The organism is Streptomyces sp. NPDC002851, assembly GCF_053591935.1.
In genome coordinates this window covers 1-20415 of sequence record NZ_JBSFUT010000063.1, presented here as the reverse complement: position 1 = coordinate 20415, position 20415 = coordinate 1, and the positions used below count along the sequence as shown (strand labels likewise).

General features: G+C 68.2%; 22 protein-coding genes. 12 read left to right on the top strand and 10 right to left on the bottom strand.

Translation table 11 applies throughout. The annotated features are described in order from the left end of the window. Window positions 1-241 precede the first annotated feature (241 nt). From ACWD10_RS36945 to ACWD10_RS36925, 5 genes are all read right to left on the bottom strand, one after another. A complete protein-coding gene (locus ACWD10_RS36945) occupies window positions 242-979 on the bottom strand; it encodes a hypothetical protein (protein ID WP_451098097.1) in 738 nt (245 codons plus the stop codon). A 189-nt stretch (window positions 980-1168) separates the two neighbouring features. Next, window positions 1169-2350: a ParB/RepB/Spo0J family partition protein gene (locus tag ACWD10_RS36940; protein WP_451098096.1), complete on the bottom strand. Its 1182-nt coding sequence runs from the start codon at window positions 2348-2350 to the stop codon at window positions 1169-1171. Beyond that, complete coding sequence (locus ACWD10_RS36935) at window positions 2350-3012, bottom strand: ParA family protein (protein WP_451098095.1); 663 nt, start codon at window positions 3010-3012, stop codon at window positions 2350-2352. The genes ACWD10_RS36940 and ACWD10_RS36935 overlap by 1 nt, the downstream gene beginning before the upstream one ends. A 518-nt stretch (window positions 3013-3530) precedes the next feature. Further along, on the bottom strand, window positions 3531-4163 hold the full coding sequence (locus tag ACWD10_RS36930) for a hypothetical protein (RefSeq protein ID WP_451098094.1): 633 nt from the start codon (window positions 4161-4163) through the stop codon (window positions 3531-3533). Between the two features lie 183 nt (window positions 4164-4346). Then, window positions 4347-4550: a hypothetical protein gene (locus ACWD10_RS36925; protein ID WP_451098093.1), complete on the bottom strand. Its 204-nt coding sequence runs from the start codon at window positions 4548-4550 to the stop codon at window positions 4347-4349. Window positions 4551-5646: 1096 nt separating this feature from the next. Between ACWD10_RS36925 and ACWD10_RS36920 the strand changes: the two genes are divergently transcribed. Both ACWD10_RS36920 and ACWD10_RS36915 read left to right on the top strand, forming a co-directional pair. Further along, a complete protein-coding gene (locus ACWD10_RS36920) occupies window positions 5647-6210 on the top strand; it encodes a PadR family transcriptional regulator (RefSeq protein WP_451098092.1) in 564 nt (187 codons plus the stop codon). A gap of 28 nt (window positions 6211-6238) precedes the next feature. Beyond that, entirely contained in the window at window positions 6239-6658 is a 420-nt protein-coding gene (locus tag ACWD10_RS36915) for a hypothetical protein (protein WP_451098091.1), read from the top strand. Between the two features lie 109 nt (window positions 6659-6767). Here ACWD10_RS36915 and ACWD10_RS36910 read toward each other — a convergent pair whose 3' ends face one another. Then, window positions 6768-9314, bottom strand: a complete 2547-nt coding sequence (locus ACWD10_RS36910) for an excinuclease ABC subunit UvrA (protein WP_451098090.1) — start codon at window positions 9312-9314, stop codon at window positions 6768-6770. A 275-nt stretch (window positions 9315-9589) separates the two neighbouring features. Next, a complete protein-coding gene (locus ACWD10_RS36905) occupies window positions 9590-11026 on the bottom strand; it encodes an FAD-dependent oxidoreductase (RefSeq protein WP_451098089.1) in 1437 nt (478 codons plus the stop codon). A gap of 228 nt (window positions 11027-11254) precedes the next feature. Here ACWD10_RS36905 and ACWD10_RS36900 point away from each other — a divergent pair, with 228 nt between their 5' ends. From ACWD10_RS36900 to ACWD10_RS36885, 4 genes are all read left to right on the top strand, one after another. After that, entirely contained in the window at window positions 11255-11830 is a 576-nt protein-coding gene (locus ACWD10_RS36900) for a toxin-antitoxin system, toxin component (RefSeq protein ID WP_451098088.1), read from the top strand. Between the two features lie 15 nt (window positions 11831-11845). After that, window positions 11846-13054: an MAB_1171c family putative transporter gene (locus ACWD10_RS36895; protein ID WP_451098087.1), complete on the top strand. Its 1209-nt coding sequence runs from the start codon at window positions 11846-11848 to the stop codon at window positions 13052-13054. Between the two features lie 497 nt (window positions 13055-13551). Beyond that, complete coding sequence (locus ACWD10_RS36890; RefSeq protein ID WP_451098086.1) at window positions 13552-13872, top strand: DMT family transporter; 321 nt, start codon at window positions 13552-13554, stop codon at window positions 13870-13872. A gap of 47 nt (window positions 13873-13919) precedes the next feature. Next, window positions 13920-14345 carry a DMT family transporter gene (locus tag ACWD10_RS36885; RefSeq protein ID WP_451098085.1) on the top strand — a complete coding sequence of 142 codons (426 nt, stop codon included), beginning with the start codon at window positions 13920-13922 and terminating at the stop codon, window positions 14343-14345. Window positions 14346-14391: 46 nt separating this feature from the next. Here ACWD10_RS36885 and ACWD10_RS36880 read toward each other — a convergent pair whose 3' ends face one another. Continuing rightward, window positions 14392-14841, bottom strand: a complete 450-nt coding sequence (locus ACWD10_RS36880; RefSeq protein ID WP_451098084.1) for a MarR family winged helix-turn-helix transcriptional regulator — start codon at window positions 14839-14841, stop codon at window positions 14392-14394. Between the two features lie 167 nt (window positions 14842-15008). Here ACWD10_RS36880 and ACWD10_RS36875 point away from each other — a divergent pair, with 167 nt between their 5' ends. The 4 genes from ACWD10_RS36875 to ACWD10_RS36860 are packed head-to-tail and all read left to right on the top strand — an operon-like array spanning window position 15009 to window position 16645. Further along, entirely contained in the window at window positions 15009-15494 is a 486-nt protein-coding gene (locus ACWD10_RS36875; protein WP_451098083.1) for a nucleoside deaminase, read from the top strand. Further along, window positions 15491-16153 (top strand): DsbA family oxidoreductase, encoded by a 663-nt coding sequence (locus tag ACWD10_RS36870; protein WP_451098082.1) that lies wholly within the window; start codon window positions 15491-15493, stop codon window positions 16151-16153. Before ACWD10_RS36875 ends, ACWD10_RS36870 begins: the two co-directional genes overlap by 4 nt. After that, window positions 16153-16341 carry a hypothetical protein gene (locus ACWD10_RS36865; protein ID WP_451098081.1) on the top strand — a complete coding sequence of 63 codons (189 nt, stop codon included), beginning with the start codon at window positions 16153-16155 and terminating at the stop codon, window positions 16339-16341. Before ACWD10_RS36870 ends, ACWD10_RS36865 begins: the two co-directional genes overlap by 1 nt. A gap of 13 nt (window positions 16342-16354) precedes the next feature. After that, window positions 16355-16645 (top strand): DUF6087 family protein, encoded by a 291-nt coding sequence (locus tag ACWD10_RS36860; RefSeq protein WP_451098080.1) that lies wholly within the window; start codon window positions 16355-16357, stop codon window positions 16643-16645. A 52-nt stretch (window positions 16646-16697) separates the two neighbouring features. Here the strand turns inward: ACWD10_RS36860 and ACWD10_RS36855 are convergent, their stop codons facing one another. Then, complete coding sequence (locus ACWD10_RS36855; RefSeq protein ID WP_451098079.1) at window positions 16698-17099, bottom strand: ATP-binding protein; 402 nt, start codon at window positions 17097-17099, stop codon at window positions 16698-16700. A 195-nt stretch (window positions 17100-17294) separates the two neighbouring features. Here ACWD10_RS36855 and ACWD10_RS36850 point away from each other — a divergent pair, with 195 nt between their 5' ends. Then, on the top strand, window positions 17295-18611 hold the full coding sequence (locus tag ACWD10_RS36850; RefSeq protein ID WP_451098078.1) for a helix-turn-helix domain-containing protein: 1317 nt from the start codon (window positions 17295-17297) through the stop codon (window positions 18609-18611). On the opposite strand, the gene ACWD10_RS36845 is transcribed toward ACWD10_RS36850, so the two are convergent. Continuing rightward, window positions 18602-19138, bottom strand: coding sequence for an NUDIX hydrolase (locus tag ACWD10_RS36845; protein ID WP_451098077.1), 537 nt, complete (start codon window positions 19136-19138; stop codon window positions 18602-18604). The two genes, ACWD10_RS36850 and ACWD10_RS36845, sit on opposite strands and share 10 nt — an antisense overlap. Window positions 19139-19533: 395 nt before the next feature. Here ACWD10_RS36845 and ACWD10_RS36840 point away from each other — a divergent pair, with 395 nt between their 5' ends. After that, window positions 19534-19914 (top strand): DUF4345 family protein, encoded by a 381-nt coding sequence (locus ACWD10_RS36840; protein ID WP_451098076.1) that lies wholly within the window; start codon window positions 19534-19536, stop codon window positions 19912-19914. Window positions 19915-20415: the final 501 nt, after the last annotated feature.

Below are 20415 nucleotides of genomic sequence, written 5' to 3'. Positions count from 1 at the left end.
GCTGTCCGCTCCAAGGGGCTTCCAGCGGGACTCAGTCGGGCAGAGACAGCGACTCAAGCAGCGACTGAAGAACGTCCGAAGAACAGCTACTGAAGCGACTCAAGCGACCGAAGCGACCCACTGCCGGGCAACCTTTCGCCCCTGCCGTGCGTCCGCCCGCAACCGCGGAACTCGGTCGCTTGAGTCGCTTCAGTAGCTTCGGTCGCTCCCCGGCCCGGACCCTCCCCGCCCACCCGCAGGCTCAGTTCGCCGTCAGGTCCCGGACCCGGCGCAGCAGGCGCTCCGCCTCCGGGGTCCCTGCCTCCGGGCGCCCGCGCTCCGCTGCCAGGGCCTCGACCTCCCGCAGGACCAGGCGTGTTCGAGCCGCCAGAGACGCCCGCTGCCGGGCCGTGGGCTTCCGTACGCCGAGCAGGCCCGCGATATCGTCCAGGTCCTCGTCGATGTCCGGATCCGTCAGAAGGGCCGTACGGGCCCTCAGAAGCCGCATGAGAGCCCGTACGAGCTCCTCGTGCCGCTCCGCGACCCGCTGGGCCTCACGACGCCTCTGACGCAGCGCCTCGGGCGTACGCCGCTCCCCCGGCTCCAGTTCGGCCGCCGCCTCGAGCCGCTGGGCCCGCAGGAGCGCGCCGTTCCGGCTGTCGACGCCCATCATCGGCGCCAGGGTCGCCCAACTGAGTACTTGACGCTTTCCGACCTTGACTTCTCGTCCATCCCGGATCGCTTTCAACTCGTGAGAGTCAAGGGCCTGCCGGAGTTGACGCACGAGCAGCAGCCGGAGCCGGGTGCTCTCCGCCCGGGCCTCGGGATCCCGCAGCGCCGAGACATGACGGGCGGTGTACGTGAGCACCCCGACGATGTCCTCCGGCGCCGGGAAACGGTCCTTGTACGGGTCGTCGGCGCGGTCGTGCAACTGGTACAGGGCGGCGACGACTTCCGGTACGGAGACAGGGCCGAGGGGATGGGGGCGTCCGGCTGGCATGTCCCCCAGGATGCCTCAGGTGTCACCAGACTGGTGACAAGCGCGCTCCGGGGTGCTGCGGCACCCCGCACGACCTCTCGTGCTCGTCCTCCCCGCAGCCCTTCTCGTACCGCTGCTGACCTGCGAAAACGGCCCCGGCCTCCATAAGGAGACCGGGGCCGTGCGGGGTGCCGTTTGCGCCAACGGGCGTCAGGCGTCCTGGATGTGTTCCCGCATCAACTTGTAGAGCGAGTGCAGGTCTTCCGGGGTCATCCAGTGCCGGATCGTCTGGAACACCGTCTCGGGGCTGCGCCACGGGATGGCGCTGACCGTGGCGATGTCCGGGAGGGGTTCGGGCCGCTCCCCCGCGTGTGCGTGCTCGCGGCGTACGGCGGTGGGTGCGGGTGCCGCGGGCGCCGGGCTTTGCGGGGTGCTCCCCTGCTCGGTTCCGGCGGCCGACCGGCCGGACGGAGAGGCGTCGTCCTGCGCGCTCTGTGGGGCGGCCTCAGCGGCCGGACGTACCGGCTCGGAGGGAGCCGGGGGAGCGGGCGTTTGGGCGGGCTCCGGGGCGGTTTGAGCGGCGGAGGCGGCGGGCGCGGCAGGGGTGTCCGGGGTGGCTACCGCGGGTGCGGGTGCGGGTGCCGGCTCGGGCTGCCGGGTCTGCTGCTGCGGGACCTCCGCGGGCTCCTCCCTCGAGCGCCGGGTGCGCGGAGCGGCCAGGACCGCGGCGCGGCGGTCGAGCTCCAACTGCCAGGCGCGCTCCTGTTCCACCGGCGGAAGACCGGCGATCTCCCGGCCCACCCGGATGGACAGCTCCCCCGTGCTCACCAGTTCCTGAAGCTCCGGCGTGAGCCGCAGCAGCTTGCGCTGATTGCTGACCCACGCCGAGGACTTCCCGTAGTGCTTGGCGACCTTGTCGGCCCCGCCGAGCTCGACCACCATCGTCTCGATGCCCAGGGCCCGCTCGATCGGGTCCAGGTCCTCGCGGTCGTTGTTCTCGGAGAGCACCGCGTCCAGGAACACGGCGCGGGAGTTGGCCACCTCCTCGTGGTGCACCACGTCGAGGGTGGTCCGGCCGACCAGGAGCGAGGCACGGAAGCGCCGCTCCCCGTTGGCGATGACGTACGGCACATCGCCGATCCGCTCGGACTCCTCCGGCCACAGCTTGAGATATCCGGAGCGGGAGACGACCACGGCGGGCTGGAGCTGCTTCTGCTTGAGCTTCAGGCCGAACTCCCGCAGCTGCTCCTCGGAGCCGAAGTTCCGGCGGGGGTTGAACCGTGTCGGGATCAGCTTCTCCAGGGGCAGCGAGAGCAGCAGCGGATCGCTCCTGCCGGGAACGTCGTCGACCTTGGCCCCGGCAAGGGAAGCGAGACTGGTCCGTCGACCCATCAGGCGCGACCTCCGTAACCGAGTTCGAGAGCCAGGCGGAAGAAGTCCTCGCGCGCCTCCATGGCGACGCGGTTCTTGGGGTACTGCGTGACGACCTTGCCCTCCACGGAGGCCCGGGTGTGGACCTTGTAGCGGCGGATCACGGCGTCGGCGCGCGGCCAGCCCTGTGCGTCGATATATGCCTTTGTGTCCTCGAGGTCGGCGGTCCCGTCGCGCGGGTCCCAGTTGTTGACGATGACCTGGAAGGGCAACCCCGAAGGCTCGATGACCTTCTGGATGGTGCGAGCGGTGGGGTCGAAGGCGAGCCCTTCCGGCGGCATGGGGACGATCACGTCATGGGCGTACTTGAGGGCTTCCAGAAGCAGGTTCTCGTCCTGAAGGCTGCCCGGGGTGTCGATGAAGACGTGTTGGAGTCCCTTGTCCTTGCCCCTCAGCGTGTCGGAGACGATGGCGCCGAGGTTGAGGGTCGTGGTCGTCTTGCCCACGCCGCCCTTCTGATTGGCGACGACATGGACCTTGGCGCCGGTGTCCTTGAGAATGGCGAGGTTCTCCGGAGTCTCGTGCTCCTGGGAGAAGTCGAACGGCAGGTCGGTGATCCGGTTCGCCCACCAGACCGTGGAGGCCTGTGGGTCGATGGACACGACATAGACAGAAGCTGGCATGTGATGCTCCGTTTGCTTCCCGTGGTTTCCGGTACTTCGGGCGGGAGCATCATCGCAGACGCCTACGGCTTCACCGACCGGGTGGCGGGCGTTTTGTCCGGATGGGACCAGAGGTACTCGACGACTCTCGAGGGCGTCTCGTTTTACCGCGGTAAAACGGCGCGGTCTGGGGCGGGTTCCGGGGGCTTCGGCTCTCTACTCCCTCGGTGAACCGGTCGCAGAGGTTCCGTTTTTACCGCGGTAAAAACGGCGAGTCCGGCACCCCCGTCCGAAGGCCCGCCGTCGCCGCCCGTGCTGCCCGTCCGTCAGCTCGCTGCACCCCGTCGCGTTTTACCGCGGTAAAACGAGCACCCCCTACTCACCGGTCCTCCAGCGACTCTTGACCGCCCCTCGGGACAGTGGCCGGATCAGCACAGGTCCCGCCGCAGCGGGACCTCGGACGAGGGGAGTACCCGGTGTACGAGAACAAAGAGGAGCCACCCACACCCCACCACGACGTCGCGACCACCGCCCCGCCCCTACGCCTTGCGGGCACGGACGACGACGAGTCCGAGCCCCATGTCGTCCGCGGCATTGACTGATCCGGATCCGGCGGCCCGCCGCGCGGCAGGCCGCCGGGACGGCCGCGCGGTCAGTCCCGGAGACAGAACATCCCGGCCGCCTCCGAGCCACTGGTCGCGTTGATCGCTAGCTTCGTCCTGGGCAGCGCCTGCCGGAGGAACGTCCCGGCGAAGCGAGCCGCCGAATACCAGCGGGGCGAGTACGACCTCGCGGGCGGAGGATTCCACGCACGGCAACTCCACGCCCGGCAACTCCACGCCCGCCGATGGCACGCGCCGCTTGGGGCGCAGCCGGAAGGTCTCCGGGACGTGCCAGGCGACCGGCTCGCATTCCTGTGGGGAGAGCAGCCCGGCCGCGCACTCCTCGAAGATATGCAGTGGCCCTTCGCCGTGCCATTCGACCAGACTCCCGAAGACGTCCAGCCACACCCGTGAAGTGTCGGGGGAGTCCATATACAGGCCGCACTCCCGCAGGAGCAGGGCGTACGCGGAGCGTCGGGTCGCTGCAGCGTAGGGCGCGCAGGTGCCCAGGCCGCCGAGCGAGGTGGCGACGTTCAGCTCGACCAGCTTCGGGCCGTCGTCCGTGTTCACACCAGATCGGGCCGCATGAACGCGGTCGCCACACGGCGCCGGCGCGGGCGGTGCGGCGCCTCCGTGAACTCTTTGCGGTCCGTCTCGGCCGTGCCGTTCCGCGCGAACTCCGTCCACTCGTCGACGGCCGCGGGTCGAGAGCCGCACAGACACCGGTCACGCTCTCGGGCTCGGGCGGGGCGGTCACTTCAGCTTCCCGGCGGAACGCACTGCGGCGAGCACGGTGTTGACGACCTCGGAGGAGCGGTCCTCGCCCGCGGCGAGCTGGTGGTAGCTCAGGCCCCCCGGTTTCACCATGTTGGCCTCGATGATGTACGGGAAGGCCAGGTCGATGCCCGAGTGGAACCGCAGGAAGCCCGAGACCGGCAGTTCGCCCGCGATGATCACGTCTCTTCTCGTTGTCGCGGACGTTCCGATGTATTCCTGGACGGCGGGGGTGCCGCTTCGCCATGCCGATGATCGCGCCCAGGCTGATCTTGGTGTTGAGGTAGGAGAGCGCGCTGGCGTCGTTGAAGAACGGCACCGCTGGTTGAGCAGCCACAGGAGCTGGAAGCCAGGGCTCCGGATTTACCGCGGTAAATCGCGAGAGCATGCGACGGGGGAGGAAGAGGCGGGATGCGATGGGGGAGAGGCATAGGGGGCCCGCTCACGTGCCGGATGCCGACCACCCGCTGCCGGGACGGTGGCCCGGATTGCCCGGCAACCCAGAGCCCGATTGACCCGCGCCGAGACGGAGGAGCCGAGTTCACCGAAGCTGAAGCGGCTGACTGGAGCCTCGAAGCCGAATTCCTTGAGTCCAGGTGCGAGGTGCTTTCTGGGCGACGGCGTCCGGTGTGAGCTTCGCCGTGACCTCCTAGTGCGTGACCCAGTCGAACGGCGGCCGCTCCGGGGCCCGTACGGGGCGCCCCGGAGGCAGGATCGACACCGAGCCGTACACTGCGGCCGAGGGAGCGGTGGGTGGCGGCTCGACCGCGCTGACTTCAACATGCGTACGTTCAACATCGATACGCGGGCCCGCATTTCGACCAGGACGAGGGCCACCCGCGCGACTACGGCGAGGACGGGCACCGCGATCCCCCCCGGGCTCGCCGTACCCGACTTCTCGGTCACGCCGACGACCCCGAGCAGCACGTGCTCGGCGGTGACGGCCCGGTCCTCCTGCATGCGCGGCAGGTCCAACGGCCGTACAGAAGTGGTGAGTTCGGCGGCCGCGAACAGCTCCATCTGGGCCTTGGGACGCCCCGCACGGGACTCGTGGATCAGCCACTCCGCCAGCTCGTCCGGCGGTCCGGAGAGCATCCCGGCCGCGCGCAAAGGGAGCGGCCTGCGGCTGGATGCATCGGGGAACCGATCGGCCCGGGCGGGGCGAGCGTTCCGGGCCACCCCTCAGAGTCGACATGTAAAGCTTGACATGTTGAAGCTGACAGTGTCTACTCATGCCTGTCAAAGCTTCATGTGAAGTCGAGGAAGAACCGGAGCGCCCATGTCCCTGCGTATGGCCCTGCTCGGGCTGCTCACCGCCAAGGGACCGTCCAGCGGCTACGACCTGACCAGGGATTTCGCCGACACGTTGAGCCATGTCTGGTCCGCCAAGCACAGTCAGGTGTACCCGGAGCTGGCCCGCATGGCCGACGCCGGACTCATCACCGTCGAAGACGAGGGCCCCCGCGGCCGCAAGCGCTACGCGATCACCGACGCGGGCCACGAAGAGCTACGCCACTGGCTCACCGATGTGGAGCCAGGCCGCACGGTGCGCAACGAGACCGCCCTGCGCGCCTTCCTGATGCCCACCCTCGGCCCCGGGGCCGCGGCCGGTCTGGCCCGCACGGAGGAGACGTACTACCGCCAGCGCGCCGAGCAGCTCGGCGAGTTGCGCGACATGCTCACCGCCTCCGAACCCCACCTCTTCGGTTCGTACGCCGCCGAACTGGGCGTCCGCATCTCCACCGCCATCGCCGACTGGGCCCAATGGGCTGCGGAACGGCTGGAGTCCGAAGAAGAACCCGGAGCGAACTCCGGCCCCGAAGAGGACTCCGACACGGCCTGAAGCCCCTGCCCCCGACCCTGGAGGACCCTTGCAAACCCTGGCCCTCAGCGACGCGAGCCGCATCATCGCGGGCGTCGTACTGCTGACCATCGTCACCATCGAGTTCGGCGGCACCTTCCTCGTCCGCGTCGTCAGCGGCTCCGTCCCGCTCACCGACTTCCAGAAGAACTTCGCGCGCGCCGGCCACGCCCACGCCGGTGTCCTGGTCACCCTCGCCCTGGTCGTTCAGGTCCTCGCCGACGCCTCGTCGCTCGACGGCTTCCTCGGCTGGTCCGCCCGGATCGCCGTGCCTCTGGCGGCGATCCTGATGTCCGGCGGCTTCTTCGCCTCCTCCATGGGCAAGGGCGAGATCAACCGGCCCAACCAGTTCATCTGGATCCTCTGGGCAGGCGCCGCCTCCCTCGCCTACGGCGTCCTTACCCTGGGCATCGGCCTCCTGGCGACCTGACGGCCCCCACAACGAACTCGTCCACCGTGCAAGCGGCGCACGGTGGACGAGTTCAGTTCGTCGAGGCCCGGAATCCTGCGACCGCAGACCTCGCGGCCACGTTCACGGTTCAGCAGCGCGCCGCCTCCCCCACCTCAAGCAGCGGCAACCCCGCCGCATGCCGCCGGAAGAACCCGGCCGTAGGCGTGTCCGCCGCGGCAATGGTCTCCGGCGTGCCCTCCGCGACCACCGCGCCCCCGGCCGGACCGGCGCCCGGACCCAGGTCGATCACCCAGTCCGCGGACGCGGCCACCGGAATGTCGTGCTCGGCCACGACGACCGTGTTGCCCGAGTCGAGCAGCACGTCGAGCGCGTCCACCATGCGCTGGATGTCCGACGGGTGCAGGCCCGAGACCGGCTCGTCCAGGACGACGAGACCGGCCTTGCGGCTCGCCGCCCCCCGCTGGATCGCGGACGCCAGCTTCAGCCGCTGTGCCTCGCCGCCGGACAACTCCGTGGCGCTCTGCCCGAGTTGCAGATAGCCGAGCCCGACCCGGTTCAACGCCTCCAGGGTCTCCGCGAGCTGCCGCGGCCCGGAGAACCGCTCCACGGCCTCGGCGATGGTCAGTTCGAGGACCTGGTCGATGCTCAGGCCCTCGTACGTGATCTCCAGGGCCTCCGGCTTGTAGCGGCGGCCCTCGCACGCGTCGCAGACCACCCACACGTCCGGCAGGAAGTGCATGTCGACCAGCTTGCGCCCGTACCCGGTGCAGGTCTGGCAGCGGCCGCCGCCGCCCGTATTGAAGCTGAACCAGGAGGCGTTGACGCCGCGCCTGCGGGCCTCGTCGGTCTCGGCGTACAGCTTGCGGACGATGTCGAACGCCTTGCTGTACGTCGCCGGATTGGACCGCGGCGTACGGCCGAGCGGCTCCTGGTCGACGACGGCGACCCAGCTGAACGGGTCGAGGCCGGTCACCTTCCGCACCGTGTCGACCGCCGAACCGTTCAGGGCCGCCTCCACACCCGCCCCGAGCGCGCCGAGCAGGCTGCTCTTGCCGCTGCCGCTCACCCCGGTCAGGCAGGTGAGCCGTCCGGCGGGGAACCGCACCCGGCCCGCGGTCACGTTGTGCGCCCGAAGACCGTGCAGCTCCACCCAGCCGGTGCCGTCCCCGACCGGGCGGCGGCGGCGCCGCAGCCGCGGACCGTCCCCCGCCAGATAGCGGCCGGTCAGCGACGTCGGGTGGGCGGCCGCGTCGGAGGGCGGTCCGGACACCAGGACCTCACCGCCGAGGCGGCCCGCGCCCGGACCCATGTCGATCACCCAATCCGCCTTGGAGATCAGCTCCGGGTCGTGCTCGACGAGCAGCACCGTATTGCCCGCCTGCCGCAACTCCAGGGCGATATCGAGCAGATGGGCCTTGTCCGCCGGGTGCAGGCCGGTCCCGGGCTCGTCCAGGACGAAGATGATGCCGCTCAGCTCGGTGCTCAGCTGCGCCGCGAGCCGGGTCCGTTGCAGCTCGCCGCCGGACAGCGACGCCGCGCTCCGGGACAGCTGAAGGTGGGCCAGGCCGAGCCGGTCGAGCACCCCGAGCCTGCGGGACAGATCCTGAAGCAGCGGCTCGCCCACCGAGCGCTGCGCGGCGCCCAGTTCGTCGGACACCCGCCCCGCCCAGGCGCGCACCTCGCGTACCTCCACCTCGAGCAGTTCGGGATACGTCATCCCGCCGAGGCTGATGGACCGGGCCACCCGGTCGTACCCACTGCCGCCGCAGGCCGCGCACGGCTGCTTGCGCATGAACGGCAGATAGCGCTGCTTGGCCGTGGGCGTCTGGGCGTTCGTGAACACCCGCTCCACCTCGGCGAGCGCGCCGCGCAGCGGCTGCGTGGAGGTGTACGTCATCGACGCCGTCTCGTTCTTGTTCGGCATGTCGATGGTCGCCTCGATCTTCTCATCACCCGTGCCGTGGAGCACACAGTGACGGAACTCCTCGGGCAGCGACCGCCACGGCAGACCGAGGTCCACGCCCCGCTTCTCGGCGAGCGCCGGTACGAAGGCGTGCTCGCCCGACCGCCACTTCGCGTACCAGGGCGAGGCCCCGTCGAAGAGCGGAAGCTCCGGGTGGGTGATGATCAGGTCCTCCTGCGCCTGCCAGCGCCCGCCCACGCCGTGGCAGGCGGAACAGCCGCCCTCCGGCGAGTGCCGGTCGAAGTGCGAGGTCGTGAGCGGACCCGCACCCTCACTTCCGTCTCCAGCGTCCGAGTCCGAGCCCGAGTCCGAGTCCGCGCCGATCCCGGGCAGCCGCGAATACAGCAGCCCCAGGTGCCCGTCGATACCGGTGATCGTCGCGACCGTGGAGCGCGGGTTGCGGTTGAGTCGGCGCTGGTCGACCGCGAGCGTCGCGCCGAGCCCCAGGACCCGGTCGACCTTCGGCCGGTTGCGCTGGGTGATGTACTGCCGTACGAACGGCGAAAGCCCCTCCAGATACCGGAGTTGGGCCTCGTTGTGCAGGGTGTCGATGGCCAGCGAGGTCTTGCCGCTGCCGCTCACCCCGGTGAAGGCGACGACGCACCCCTTGGGGATGCTCACGGACACATCCCGGAGATTGTTGGTACGAGCCCCCACGACGTCGATGGTCTCGCGGCCCATGTTCGCGACGTCCCGTACGAATTCAGTCAAGTCTGTCCACCCTCTCAGGACGCGGCAGGGCACATGAGCGGGCAGGTCACCCCCACCCATCACCCATCCCGAACCTCGGCGACGGCGCCGAACGAATCGATCACGCTACTACGGGCGCTTCACGGGCGGGCCGCGGCCGAGTCGAGAGTCACTGGAGGCCAACTCGAAGCTTCAGAAAGCCAGTTGGCTGCGGGCCCCGAGGCCACCGAAGGTCCAGAGGACACCGAGCCCCCGGCCACCGAGCAGCTACGGGAGGCCATCGACCACAGGACCGACTAACCTCCCGAAGCCAGCACCTTCCGCTCGGCCGAAGTCAGCGGCGGCCCCTCGAGCGGCACCCGCCCCGGCCCACGGCACACCCCGAGCGCGACATCGGGATGCAGCCACACACGGGGCGGCCTCGACAACGTGAGCACATCGAGAAACGCCCGCGTCACGACCGCCCGCCCCGTGGCCGTACGCACAAGACGATCCACGTACCGATTGATCAACTGCATTCCGGGCGGCGGCTGTTGCCCCGTGGCCCCCGGATAGAGAATGTCCTGCGACGTGGCCAACGTCCACGCGACATCAGCGATACGGCCGATCGACCGCTGCACCCGCCGCGCGAACCCCGCCTCGGCGAACCCCCCACCCCGCAACCCACCCCGCAACCCACCCCGCAACGCATCCCGTAACGCCACAAGCCCCTGAGCCGCCACCGACATCCCCTGCCCATACAGCGGGTTGTACGTCGCCACAGCATCGCCCACCGCGACGAACCCCTCGGGCCACAGCCCCGCCTTCTCGAAGAACCGGCGCCGATTGACCGTACTGCGCGACAGCGTGACCTCCCCCGACACCGGAGTCGTACGAGCGATCAACTCCCCGACGATCGGATGCCGCACGCCACAAGCGAACGCCCCGAATTCCTCGGGCGAACGACTCGGCTCCCCACCCCGCGTACCGGAAAGCGTCACCAGCCACCGTCCGCCCTCCACGGGAACGAGGGTGGCGGTCCGCCCAGGCACCCGCTCGGCCGGAACCGACTGCACATTGACGATCGGAAAGTCACCGGCCCCGTCCGGCGCACGGTACAGACGGCTGGCATACACAAGCCCCGAATCGACAGTGGCCTCACGGACCCCCGTCACCCCCACGCCCCGCAGCCACTCCACGGCCCGCGACCCGCGCCCACTCGCGTCCACCACCAGATCAGCGGGCTCGGTGGCGGCGGCACCGGACGGCCCCTCGACCCGCACCCCGGTCACCCGCCGCGCATCGCCCTCGAGCCCCACGACCGCATGCCGCTGAAGCACGGTCACAGCGGGGTGGCCGCGCACCCGCCGCCGTACCACCCAATCCAATAAGTCCCGGCTGCACGCCACCAGATGCTGCGTCTCGGGCCAGCGCCGCAGCCAGCCCTGAGCCGTCAACGCGACCAGGCCCGTCGGCAACGGAACCCGCCGCGCACCAGCGGCGATCCAGCCATCCGTGATACCGGGAAGCAACTCCTCAAAGGCCCGGACCCCACCCGAGTACAAGGTGTGCACATGCCGCGCCTGCGGCAGCCCCCTACGGGCGTACGGCCCCTCGGGCAGCACATCACGGTCGACCACGGTGACACGCTCGGCGAACTCGGCGAGCACACCGGCCGCGAGCATCCCGGCCAAACCACCACCGATGACAACGGCTCGGCGGGGCGAAACCGGTAAGGACAGGGAGCGGCTCATCCTGGGCCAACGCCTTCCACGAGAAACGAGCCGGAGACTAACACCGACCCCTCACCCCCGGCACCACGCCCATACCTGCCGCCGCCGCACCCCGCCCACCTGGGACCCCTGCACCTCTGGACCCCTGGGACAGGAATCCGCCAACTTCCCTCCGAGCAGGCGCCGGACGGTGGGACCGGCCACGGACCCGGCGTTACAGTGAGCAACCCTCAGCCACCGGGGAGAGAAGTGAGCAACAAGGCCGCCATGCGCAAACTCTGCGCCGACCTGGTATCGGACCTCGAACCGAACCGGCCGGCCGACCCCAAGCAGATCATGGCCGCCATGTGCACCACCCTCAGCAGACACCGCGGCCGCCCCGTGGAGTACCGCTTCGTGCCCTTCCCACCGGACACCGCCAGCGGCCTCTGGCTCGACCTGGAGGACCGCGACCTGATCTGCCTCGAGGAGCGGACATACCGCCCCTCGCACTGGCTCGTGATCTTCGGCCACGAGGTCTGGCACGTGGTCAACGGCCACCGCGGCACCCACTCCACGCTCAAGGCCGACGCCGCCCACCTCGCCCCGCGCGGCATGGCGGCCCGCACGGACTTCGACCGACGCGAAGAAGAGGAGGCAGAGACCTTCGGCCTCCAACTGGCCGCGGCACTGAAGAAGTTCCTGACCCCGGCGGACAGATCAGCCTCAACGGACATAGGCCGCAGAATAGAAACAACCCTGGGCCGACACACGTACACAAACCCAAGCTCGAAGCCGAACCCGAACGCGAACCCGAACCCAAGCCCGAACCCGACCCAAGACTGACCGGGCTGGCTGGCCATGGACAACGCGGCCTACTACTTGGCAGCGATCGCACTCGCCACCGCACTAGCGGTCAAACTGCCCGCCCTACGCCACCACTGGCACAACCCCATGGTGCGCGCCGTCGGCCTGATCATCATCACCGGCGGCCTCGGCTTTCTCTTCGGCGCCCCGTCCACCATCAGCACGGTCAACCGGGTCACGGGCATCCCCAACTTCTCCGGCCCGCTGGTCTACGACATCATCATCGGCTTCTCCGCGTCCTGCCTGCTCCTGATCATCTACTGGCGCGGCGGCCCCCGTGCCCACGTACGCCGCATCACCCGCCGCTGGCTCATCGCATACGGCCTGGTCATCATCGCCGTACCCGCACTGTTCGCGGCAGGCGAGGCCCCCGTGGAACGCCTGCGGGACCTGGACACGTACTACGCGCAGACCCCGTACATCCGAGAAATGGTCCTCACGTACCTCCTGGCGCACACCTGCACCGCCACCGTGACGATCGCGATGTGCTGGCGCTGGTGCCGCGAAGTACGCCAATGGCTGCGCGCGGGTCTGATCACCCTCATCATCGGCTTCGTACTGAGCCTGGGCTTCGGCATCAGCAAACTCACCGCGGTCGCCGCCGCCTGGGCAGGAGTCGACTGGGTCGTCCTCGACACCTCCGTGGCACCCCCACTGGCGGCCCTCGGCGCCCTGGTCGTCACCACCGGCTTCCTCCTTCCGGTAGCGGGCCCCCGCCTCCAGGACTACGGGGCCGCCTGGCTGACGTATTGCCGCCTGAACACCCTGGTCAAGCACCTCAACACCCGCCGAGAACAAGGCGCTTCCCCCAAACTCCCCTGGTGGTCCGGCCCCGCCCTACGCCTCACCCAACGCGAAACAGAAATCCACGACTGCCTGCTGACGCTCACTCCGTACCTGGACGCGGAGATCCGGGACGAGGCGGCCCGCTCGGCAGCCCGACAAGGCCACCCCCACCCCCGAGCACAAGCCATCGGAGCAGCAGCCATGCTCACGGCAGCCCACCACGCGAAACAGGCCGACCTCCCCACGCCCCACGACACCACCCCGGCGGCCGCGGCCCTGGCAGCCGTCATCAGCACAGGCGGCCCAGGAGAACTGGCCGAAATCTCCCGCCACATGAAATCCCCCGCCGTGGTGGCGGCAGCATCACACGGCCGACGTCCGCGTCCTGAGACGGATTCGAGGCAGATTCAGAACTGATACCAGAACGAAGAACGAACCAAGAACGCAAGCGAGCGGATGCGAGTTGGCGGCGTGTCCGTGGCAGTGCGTGCGCGGTGTTCCTGCCCCCGAGGGCCTTCGGCGTCCTCGATCTGCAACGCCCTTCTGTCGCACAGGACATGAGTCGTGCAGGGCGTGTACCGAGGCTTTGACGCTCGCGGTTGATCGGGCGCAGCCCTTCCATTGGCCCCGGCACGACGGCGAGTGTCAGCCACATTTGACAACTAGATACATGTCCATGCAAGCTCTTGCTCGGCTTCGCCCTCTGTGAGCGGGGACGGTAGAGATATAGTTGCAGATACAAGCAAGGATTAGTGGTGAGGTCGCCTCATGCAACCGTCTGAAGCGGCGCTCACCGAGTACGTCCACCGAGCCGCCCGCCAGGCCACCTATGGCGCCCAAAGACCGCCCCTCATCCGAACTGCGCCGCACCAAGCCCCGCAAACCCTGACTGTCATAGAACGGAAGGACTCCTCGTGCACTGGCTCTACCTCGCTATCGCCGTCATCTTCGAGATCACCGTCGCCATCGCGGCCGGCAAGGCCGAAGGCTTCACAAACCGCAAGTGGACTGCCAGCACGCTGCTCAGCGGTGCCATCGCGACCTTCTTCCTCAGCAAGGCACTGCTGACCTTCGACGTCGGCGTCGGCTACGCCCTCTGGACGTCCGTTGCTGGTGTCGGCATCACCGTTCTCGGAGCTCTGCTCTTCGGCCAGCGCCTGGACTGGCGCAAGGGACTCGGTATCGCCGTCGTCATCGCCGGGGTCGTCGGCCTCCAGCTCAGTGGTGCCGCCTGAGCATCCCGCCGCCACCTGACCTGTTTCTACCGAAAGGACTCACGCACATGTCCAACGCCAACCGCAGCTCAGCTCACTCCTGGCTCATGCTCCTGCTCGCCGGAGTGTTCGAGGTCGGCTACGCGCTCGCCGTTGGCGGCAGCCAAGGCTTCTCCCTCCTGTCGTGGTCGCTGGTCGCTGTCGTGTTCTTCCTTCTGACGCTGTACGCACTCAGCGCTGCACTGCGCACGATCGACGTGGGGATCGGCTACGCCGTCTGGGCAGGAATCGGCGCGGTCGGCGCAGCACTGCTCGGTCCCGTCTTCTTCGACGAGACACTCACTCCTGCCAAGGCCCTGTGGTTGGCGGTCATCATCGCCGGAGTGGTCTGGCTCAAGCTCAGCGACAGTCAGCGGAGCGCCCGGGAGCCCGTCAACGGTCCGCAGGACGCCCGTGAGACCGTCGGCGGGCCCCGGGACGCCCAAACCGTATGACGCTGACGACGGATTTCAGCTAGTCGGCTCAGCCTCGGCCGGGGGATCAGCCGTGGGCTCCGCGCAGGGCCTGGACGGCGGGGCCGAGGTCAGGGTCCGTGGAGAAGGCGTTCAGCGCGGAGGAGAGGACTTCCGCGTAGGTGGCGCGTGCGGCCTGAAAGCGCTGCCGTCCTTCGTCCGTGATGACCGCGTAGACGCCGCGCTTGTCCGACGGGCAGAGGTCCTTATAGGCGAACCCGGCGGATTCGAGCCGTCCCACCAGGCGAGTTACGGAGGACTGGCCGAGGCCGACCTTATCGGCGAGATCCTGCATCCGCAGTTCGCTCGTGGAGGAGCGATCGAGATGCTCCAGGGAGCGGAACTCCGACAGACCGATCCCGTGGCGGCGCTGCAGGGCCTGGGCGAGCTCGCGCTCGACCTGTGCGTGGAGTGCCAGCACGCGGTTCCAGATCGCCTGGTCGGAGGTGCGCGAGGGCGTGAGGTGTGAAGTTGCCATGAGCGCGTCCTTCGGGGCTGAGGTTTGACATCAGAATACATGCTCATGCAAGCTCCTGGCCGTCCCTCTCCTCCGCCCGGAATCCCTCTGGAGCAAGCTGTTGTTGCACGTACAAGCAATTGTATTGAAGGTTTCGTGCCTTCTGACCTCCCAAGGACGGAATGCTCATGAAGATCGACGGTCTCGACCACCTCACCGACCACATAGAAGAAGCGGTCAGGATCAGCCGCGACCACGTCGCCAACGGGGGCATCCCTTTCTCCGGGATCGTCGTCCGCGACGGCCGCGTTCTGGGTACCGGCTTCAACCGGGTCCATGAGGACAACGACCCCACCGCCCACGCCGAAGTCGTCGCCTTGCGCGCCGCGGCACGCAAGGCCGGCCGGTTCGGAACCGTCGGCTCCACCCTGATCGCCTCGGGCGAGCCCTGCGCCCTGTGCTACATGGCCGCCCTCTACTTCAACGTCAAGCACATCGTGTTCGCGGCCGACCGGAAGACCGCCGGTGCCTACGGCTTCGACTACAGCAGCTCGTACTCCATCTTCTCCACCGACCCCACCACCTGGCCGCTCAAGGTGACGCACGCGCCGCTCGACGGGCACGAGGCGCCGTTCCAGGAGTTCTTGACCCGCCAGAAAGGCAGGATGCTGTGAGTGACCCGGTAAAGATCAAGGTCTGGTCCGACTACGTCTGCCCCTTCTGCATGCTGGCCGAAGGCCCCCTCGAAGAGGCGACCACCGACCTCGGCATCGACGTCGAGATCGAGTGGATGCCCTTCGAGCTGCGCCCCCACCCCCAGCCCACCCTGCGCCCGGAGGACGAGTACCTACCCGCCATCTGGGAGCGCGCCGTCTACCCGATGGCCCGCCGCCTGGGCATCGACATCACCCTGCCCACCGTCTCGCCCCAGCCCTACACCCGCCTGGCCTTCGAGGGCTCCCAGTACGCAGCCGAGCACGGCAAGGGCACCGCGTACACGCGCCGGATGTTCCGTGCCTTCTTCCAGGAGGACCAGGACCTCGGACAGCTCGACGTCCTCACCGCACTGGCCGGGGAAGTAGGCCTGGACGAAGCCGAGTTCCGCACCGCCCTCGAAAACGGCACGTATCACGACAAACACCAGGAAGCCCTGCGCGAGGCCGCGGCCCACCGGATCCAGGCCGTTCCCACCGTCCTCGTTGACGACATCCGCATCGAAGGCGTCCCACGCGCAGCCCAGCTGCGCAAGGCGATCCTCGACGCGCACGCCCAGCAGGACACCGCCCAGGACACCGCCCAGGACGCCGCCTGCAGCGTCGACGGAGGCTGCTGATGAGCATCCGCGCCGCCGTAGCCGAGCAGGCGCTCGACGAAGTCGCCCGCGTCGACTCCACGCTCGTCGCGTCCCGACTCAACACGCTGCTGGACGCGGCCCGCCCGTACGAGACCTCTGTGGTCAACGACGGGCGGACCCGAGCGAAGGAACTTGCCGCTTCGCGGCCCACGACGATCGCGGCCTGAGAGCATCGGGCGCATGGGCAAGCACCGCCGACCCGGACCACCAAACCAGCTGTCCCGCGCCGTCCCACGTGTCGATGCCGAAGATCCGCTCGCCGCGTACAACAAGCGACGCCGCCCTCCGATGGACCAGTACCGGCGCCACCGTCCAGTGCACGGCGGCGCCGGCCACCTCCGGCCGGACGAGCCGCGCGTCCTGGAGGAGTGGGACGACTTCGCGTACGAGGTGGTTGGCACCGCTCCCAACCTCGCAGCGGCCCAGGAGTGGATGAACGAACTCCAGATCGGCGACGACCCGGCCGTGTGACCACCGCTGGTGAAGGCGTCACGCGTCGTACGCCACGAGCGTGTCAATCAGCTCAGTCGCCACTGCGCCCTTCTGTCTTGGGGGTGGTGAGCTGGAGGCGTGCCCAGACGGTTTTGCCGAGGTGGCGGCGGGGGTGGTGTCCGGTCTCTTCGGCGAGTGTGGCGACGAGTTGGAGGCCGCGGCCGTGTTCGTCGTCGGCACTGGCCTCGCCCCAGTGGGGGATACGTGGGCTGGGGTCGCAGACCTCGATGAGGCAGTGGGAGCCGTCTGCGGTGATACGGACGGCGAAGAGGTGTCCGCGTCGGTGCCCGTGTTGCACGGCGTTGGCGGCCAGTTCGCTGCAGATCAGCACTGCGGTGTCGATGTCGTCGGAGTGGTAGCCCCAGCCGATGAGTGCCTTGGCGACGTGTTTGCGGACGAGAGCGACGTTTTTGGGTGTGGAAGTGAACTGCATCTTCCATGAGTGGGCAGTCTGTTGGCCGGACGTGGTCGTGGGAGGCATCGCGTCTCCTGGTGGGGTCTGTGCGGGCCATCAGCTCACCGCAGACGGGGGTTACGCGATCAGGTCATGCTGATTACCCAACGTGGGTAACATCCTTGGCGGTTGCCCCCATGCCACCCGCCTCTGCGGAGCGAGGAAGAGGGACCCGTGCCCGCACTACCGACACCCCGGCCGCTGCCCTCCGAGTTGTTGTCCCTGCCCGAGTGGCGGGAGGCGTGCCGCTGCCGGGACTTCGGCCGCATCTTTCGTCTGGTCAAGGTGAAGGCAGGCATCTACCCCTCGCGGATCGCGGCACTGTGCGGGATGACGCCCAGTCGTGTCGGCGAGATCATGAGCGGTCAGCGCAGCCTGGCCCACATCGACGTGATCGAGCGGGTAGCCGACGGGCTCCGCATCCCAGGAGCGATGCTCGGTCTCGCCCATCGCCCCTGGGAGATCCCGTCCCCACCGCGTGAACCGCAGCAAACCCAGGCTGTCGCCCCTGTGCCGGAGAGCGCGGGGAAGAGCACTCGCGGCGAAGAAGGGTTCGATGACCTCATGGCCCTGGCCGATGGACAGGTAACGCACTCCACCTTGATGGCCCTGCGCTCTTCCGTGGAGGACTACTGGCGGCGCGACGATCAGCACGGAGGCGCGCCCTTACGGCCCGCAGTGGTCGGGCACCTGCGCTATGTCACCCAGCTCATGCGCACGACCGACGCTGCTCTGCGGCACGATCTGCAGTCGCTGGCGGCAGAGTTGGCCCGCCTCGCGGGCTGGGCGTACTTCGATGCTCGCCAGTACAGCACCGCCCGCACCTACTTCACACAAGCCATGCACCTCGCGCACGGCCAGGGAGATGCCCTGTTCATGGCCAACGTGCTGTCCTGCATGAGCCTGCAGGCCACGTATGACGGCGATGCCACCAACGCTGTCGCTCTCGCCTGCAAGGCGCAGGACGCCACGCGCGCCGCTGGCGGTCAGTCCTTGGTGCTGTCCATGCTGCACATGCGCGAAGCTTTTGCTCACGCCACCCTGGGCGACGCTTCTTCCTGCCATCAGGCCATCGACCGTTCCCGGGACGCGTACGAGCTCGCGCGCGGCCGCGAAGCCGAAGCTCCGCCCTGGGTGCGCTACTTCGACGAGACCAAGCTCCTCGTGGACACCGGGATCGCGCTGGCCCGCCTCGGCGAATCCGGCAGGGCCGAGCCCCTAATCGCCGAGGGCCTTCGCCGGGAAAGGGCCTCCCAGCAGCGTGGGCGTGCCTTTCACGCCTTCTGGCTGGCCAGTACTCAGCTCCAGCAGGGCAAGCTCGACGCCGCCTGTCACAGCGCTCAGCTTGCCCTGGACCTGGCCTCCGTCATTGACTCCCCACGCGTCGCCGGGCATGTCCACGAATTTCAACGCCATCTTGCGCCGTACGCCGCTGAGGCGCCCGTGATCGCGTTCGAGCAGCGGATGAGGGAGACCCTGGGTCAACCTTGAGTTGCTTCGTCGAGGAGGAGGTAGAGCAGGCCGACGAGGCTGCCGCTGCTGACGATCTCCTGGCGGTCGATCATGCCGCGGATGTCGGAGAGCGGGATCCACTCGATGCGGTCGGCCTCGTTCTTCTCGGTGGGCGGTCCGACGTAGGTAGCGCGGCTGGCACGGAAGACATGGTGCTCCGAGTCGGTGATGCCGTTGGCGGGCTGTGCGTACAGCAGTGGTTTGACGGCCTCAACGCGCCAGCCGGTCTCTTCCTCGACCTCGCGGGCAGCTGCTTGTGCTGGTGTTTCGTCTGCCTCGATCAGCCCCATGGGCAGTTCCCAGGCCCAGGTGTCCGTGATGAACCGGTGGCGCCACATCATCAACACCCTTTTCTGGTCGTCTACGACGGCCGCCACTGCGAGGTGCCGCATGCGGACGACGTGATGCTCCCAGCGGTGACCGTCGGGCTGCTGGACGTCAGCGAGCCATAGGTTGACCCACGGGTTGCTGTAGATCTGTCGTTCGCCATGGACGGTCCACTGCATGAGCTCGACTCCCTGTCGCCGGTGCGGTCTCCAGCATGTCACTTCGACGAGAAACGGTCCCCGCGGTTGGGCCCAGCAGCCTTTGGTCCTGGGAGCCCTTAGGAGTACGGCTGCTGCGGCTTGGCCAGAGATACCTGCCTCCTGACGGCAGGTTACACAGGATTTCATTCTGCTCTAGCTCCTGGTTGGGTGGTCGGAGTTCGCTGTTGGATGGGTGGATCGGGCATGCCGTGCCCGATCCACATGGAATCGTTGCTCTCAGCCCTCTCGCGGGGCGGGGCAGTGTGTCTTGTGCACTCGGGTGGCATCTTGGCTGGGTGGCGGCGCTGCGCCCGGGTGTCCTTTACCTCGGGGGTAATTGAAGGTGCTGTTGTTTTGGCGGCAGCCTTCTTGGTATGTCTTCTCTTTGGATAGCTGTCGTTGCCTTCTTCTTTCTTGGCATGGGTTTTTTCGGTCTCGTTGCGCCTGCTGCGCTCCTCCGTCCTTTCCGTATTGAGCTGGCTGCCCCGGAGGCGCGTGGCGAGGTCCGCGCTGTCTACGGTGGTTTCGGTGTCGCGTTCGGAAGTCTGCTCGGCTGGGCTGCTCTCCATCCCTCCGGTGATGTGCAACGGGGGGTCGTGCTGGCGGCCGCAGTGGCGCTCGCGGGTATGGCTCTGGGGCGGCTGGTGGCCCGTGTAGCGGAGCGTCCGTCGGCGTTCTATCCGGCGTGGTTCTATTTCTGGGTCGAGGTGTTGGGAGCTGGGCTGCTGATTGCACCTGGTTTCGGGCGACCTTGACGTGCCTCCTGCCCGCTGCAGTTCAGGGCTGTGGCGGGCAGGAGGGAGACCAGACCGGTGAGCAAGGACCAGTAGCTATCTTAGGAATTCGCGGAGAGAAGGCCCAGTGAGCCACTCTTCCGCTCTTGAGCAGCCCAATTCTGGTGTGAGATATTGGGTTTGTTGATTTGAAGAGACGGGGCATCAGAAGGGTTTATTCTCTTAAGGTATGACAGACTTTCAGTTGAGCAATGGGAAGCCGAAGACTCAGCCAACCCCGCCTTTAGCCCGCCTTCAGGAATTCGCGGAGAGAATTCCGTCGGTTCGGATTGCGGAGCAATTCGAACTACAGGCAACGGAGTTGGCTGCAGTCGGCGGCGGAGCCGCCGACTTGCCGCGCGGAGCGCGGCAGTGCTTCCGCCGCGTAGCGGCGGCTGCACTGGCGGGCCGACTTCGACCGGGCCGGGCCTGCGCATCATCGCCGCCGCCGTGAAACGCCACGGGGCAATACCATGGCGCATG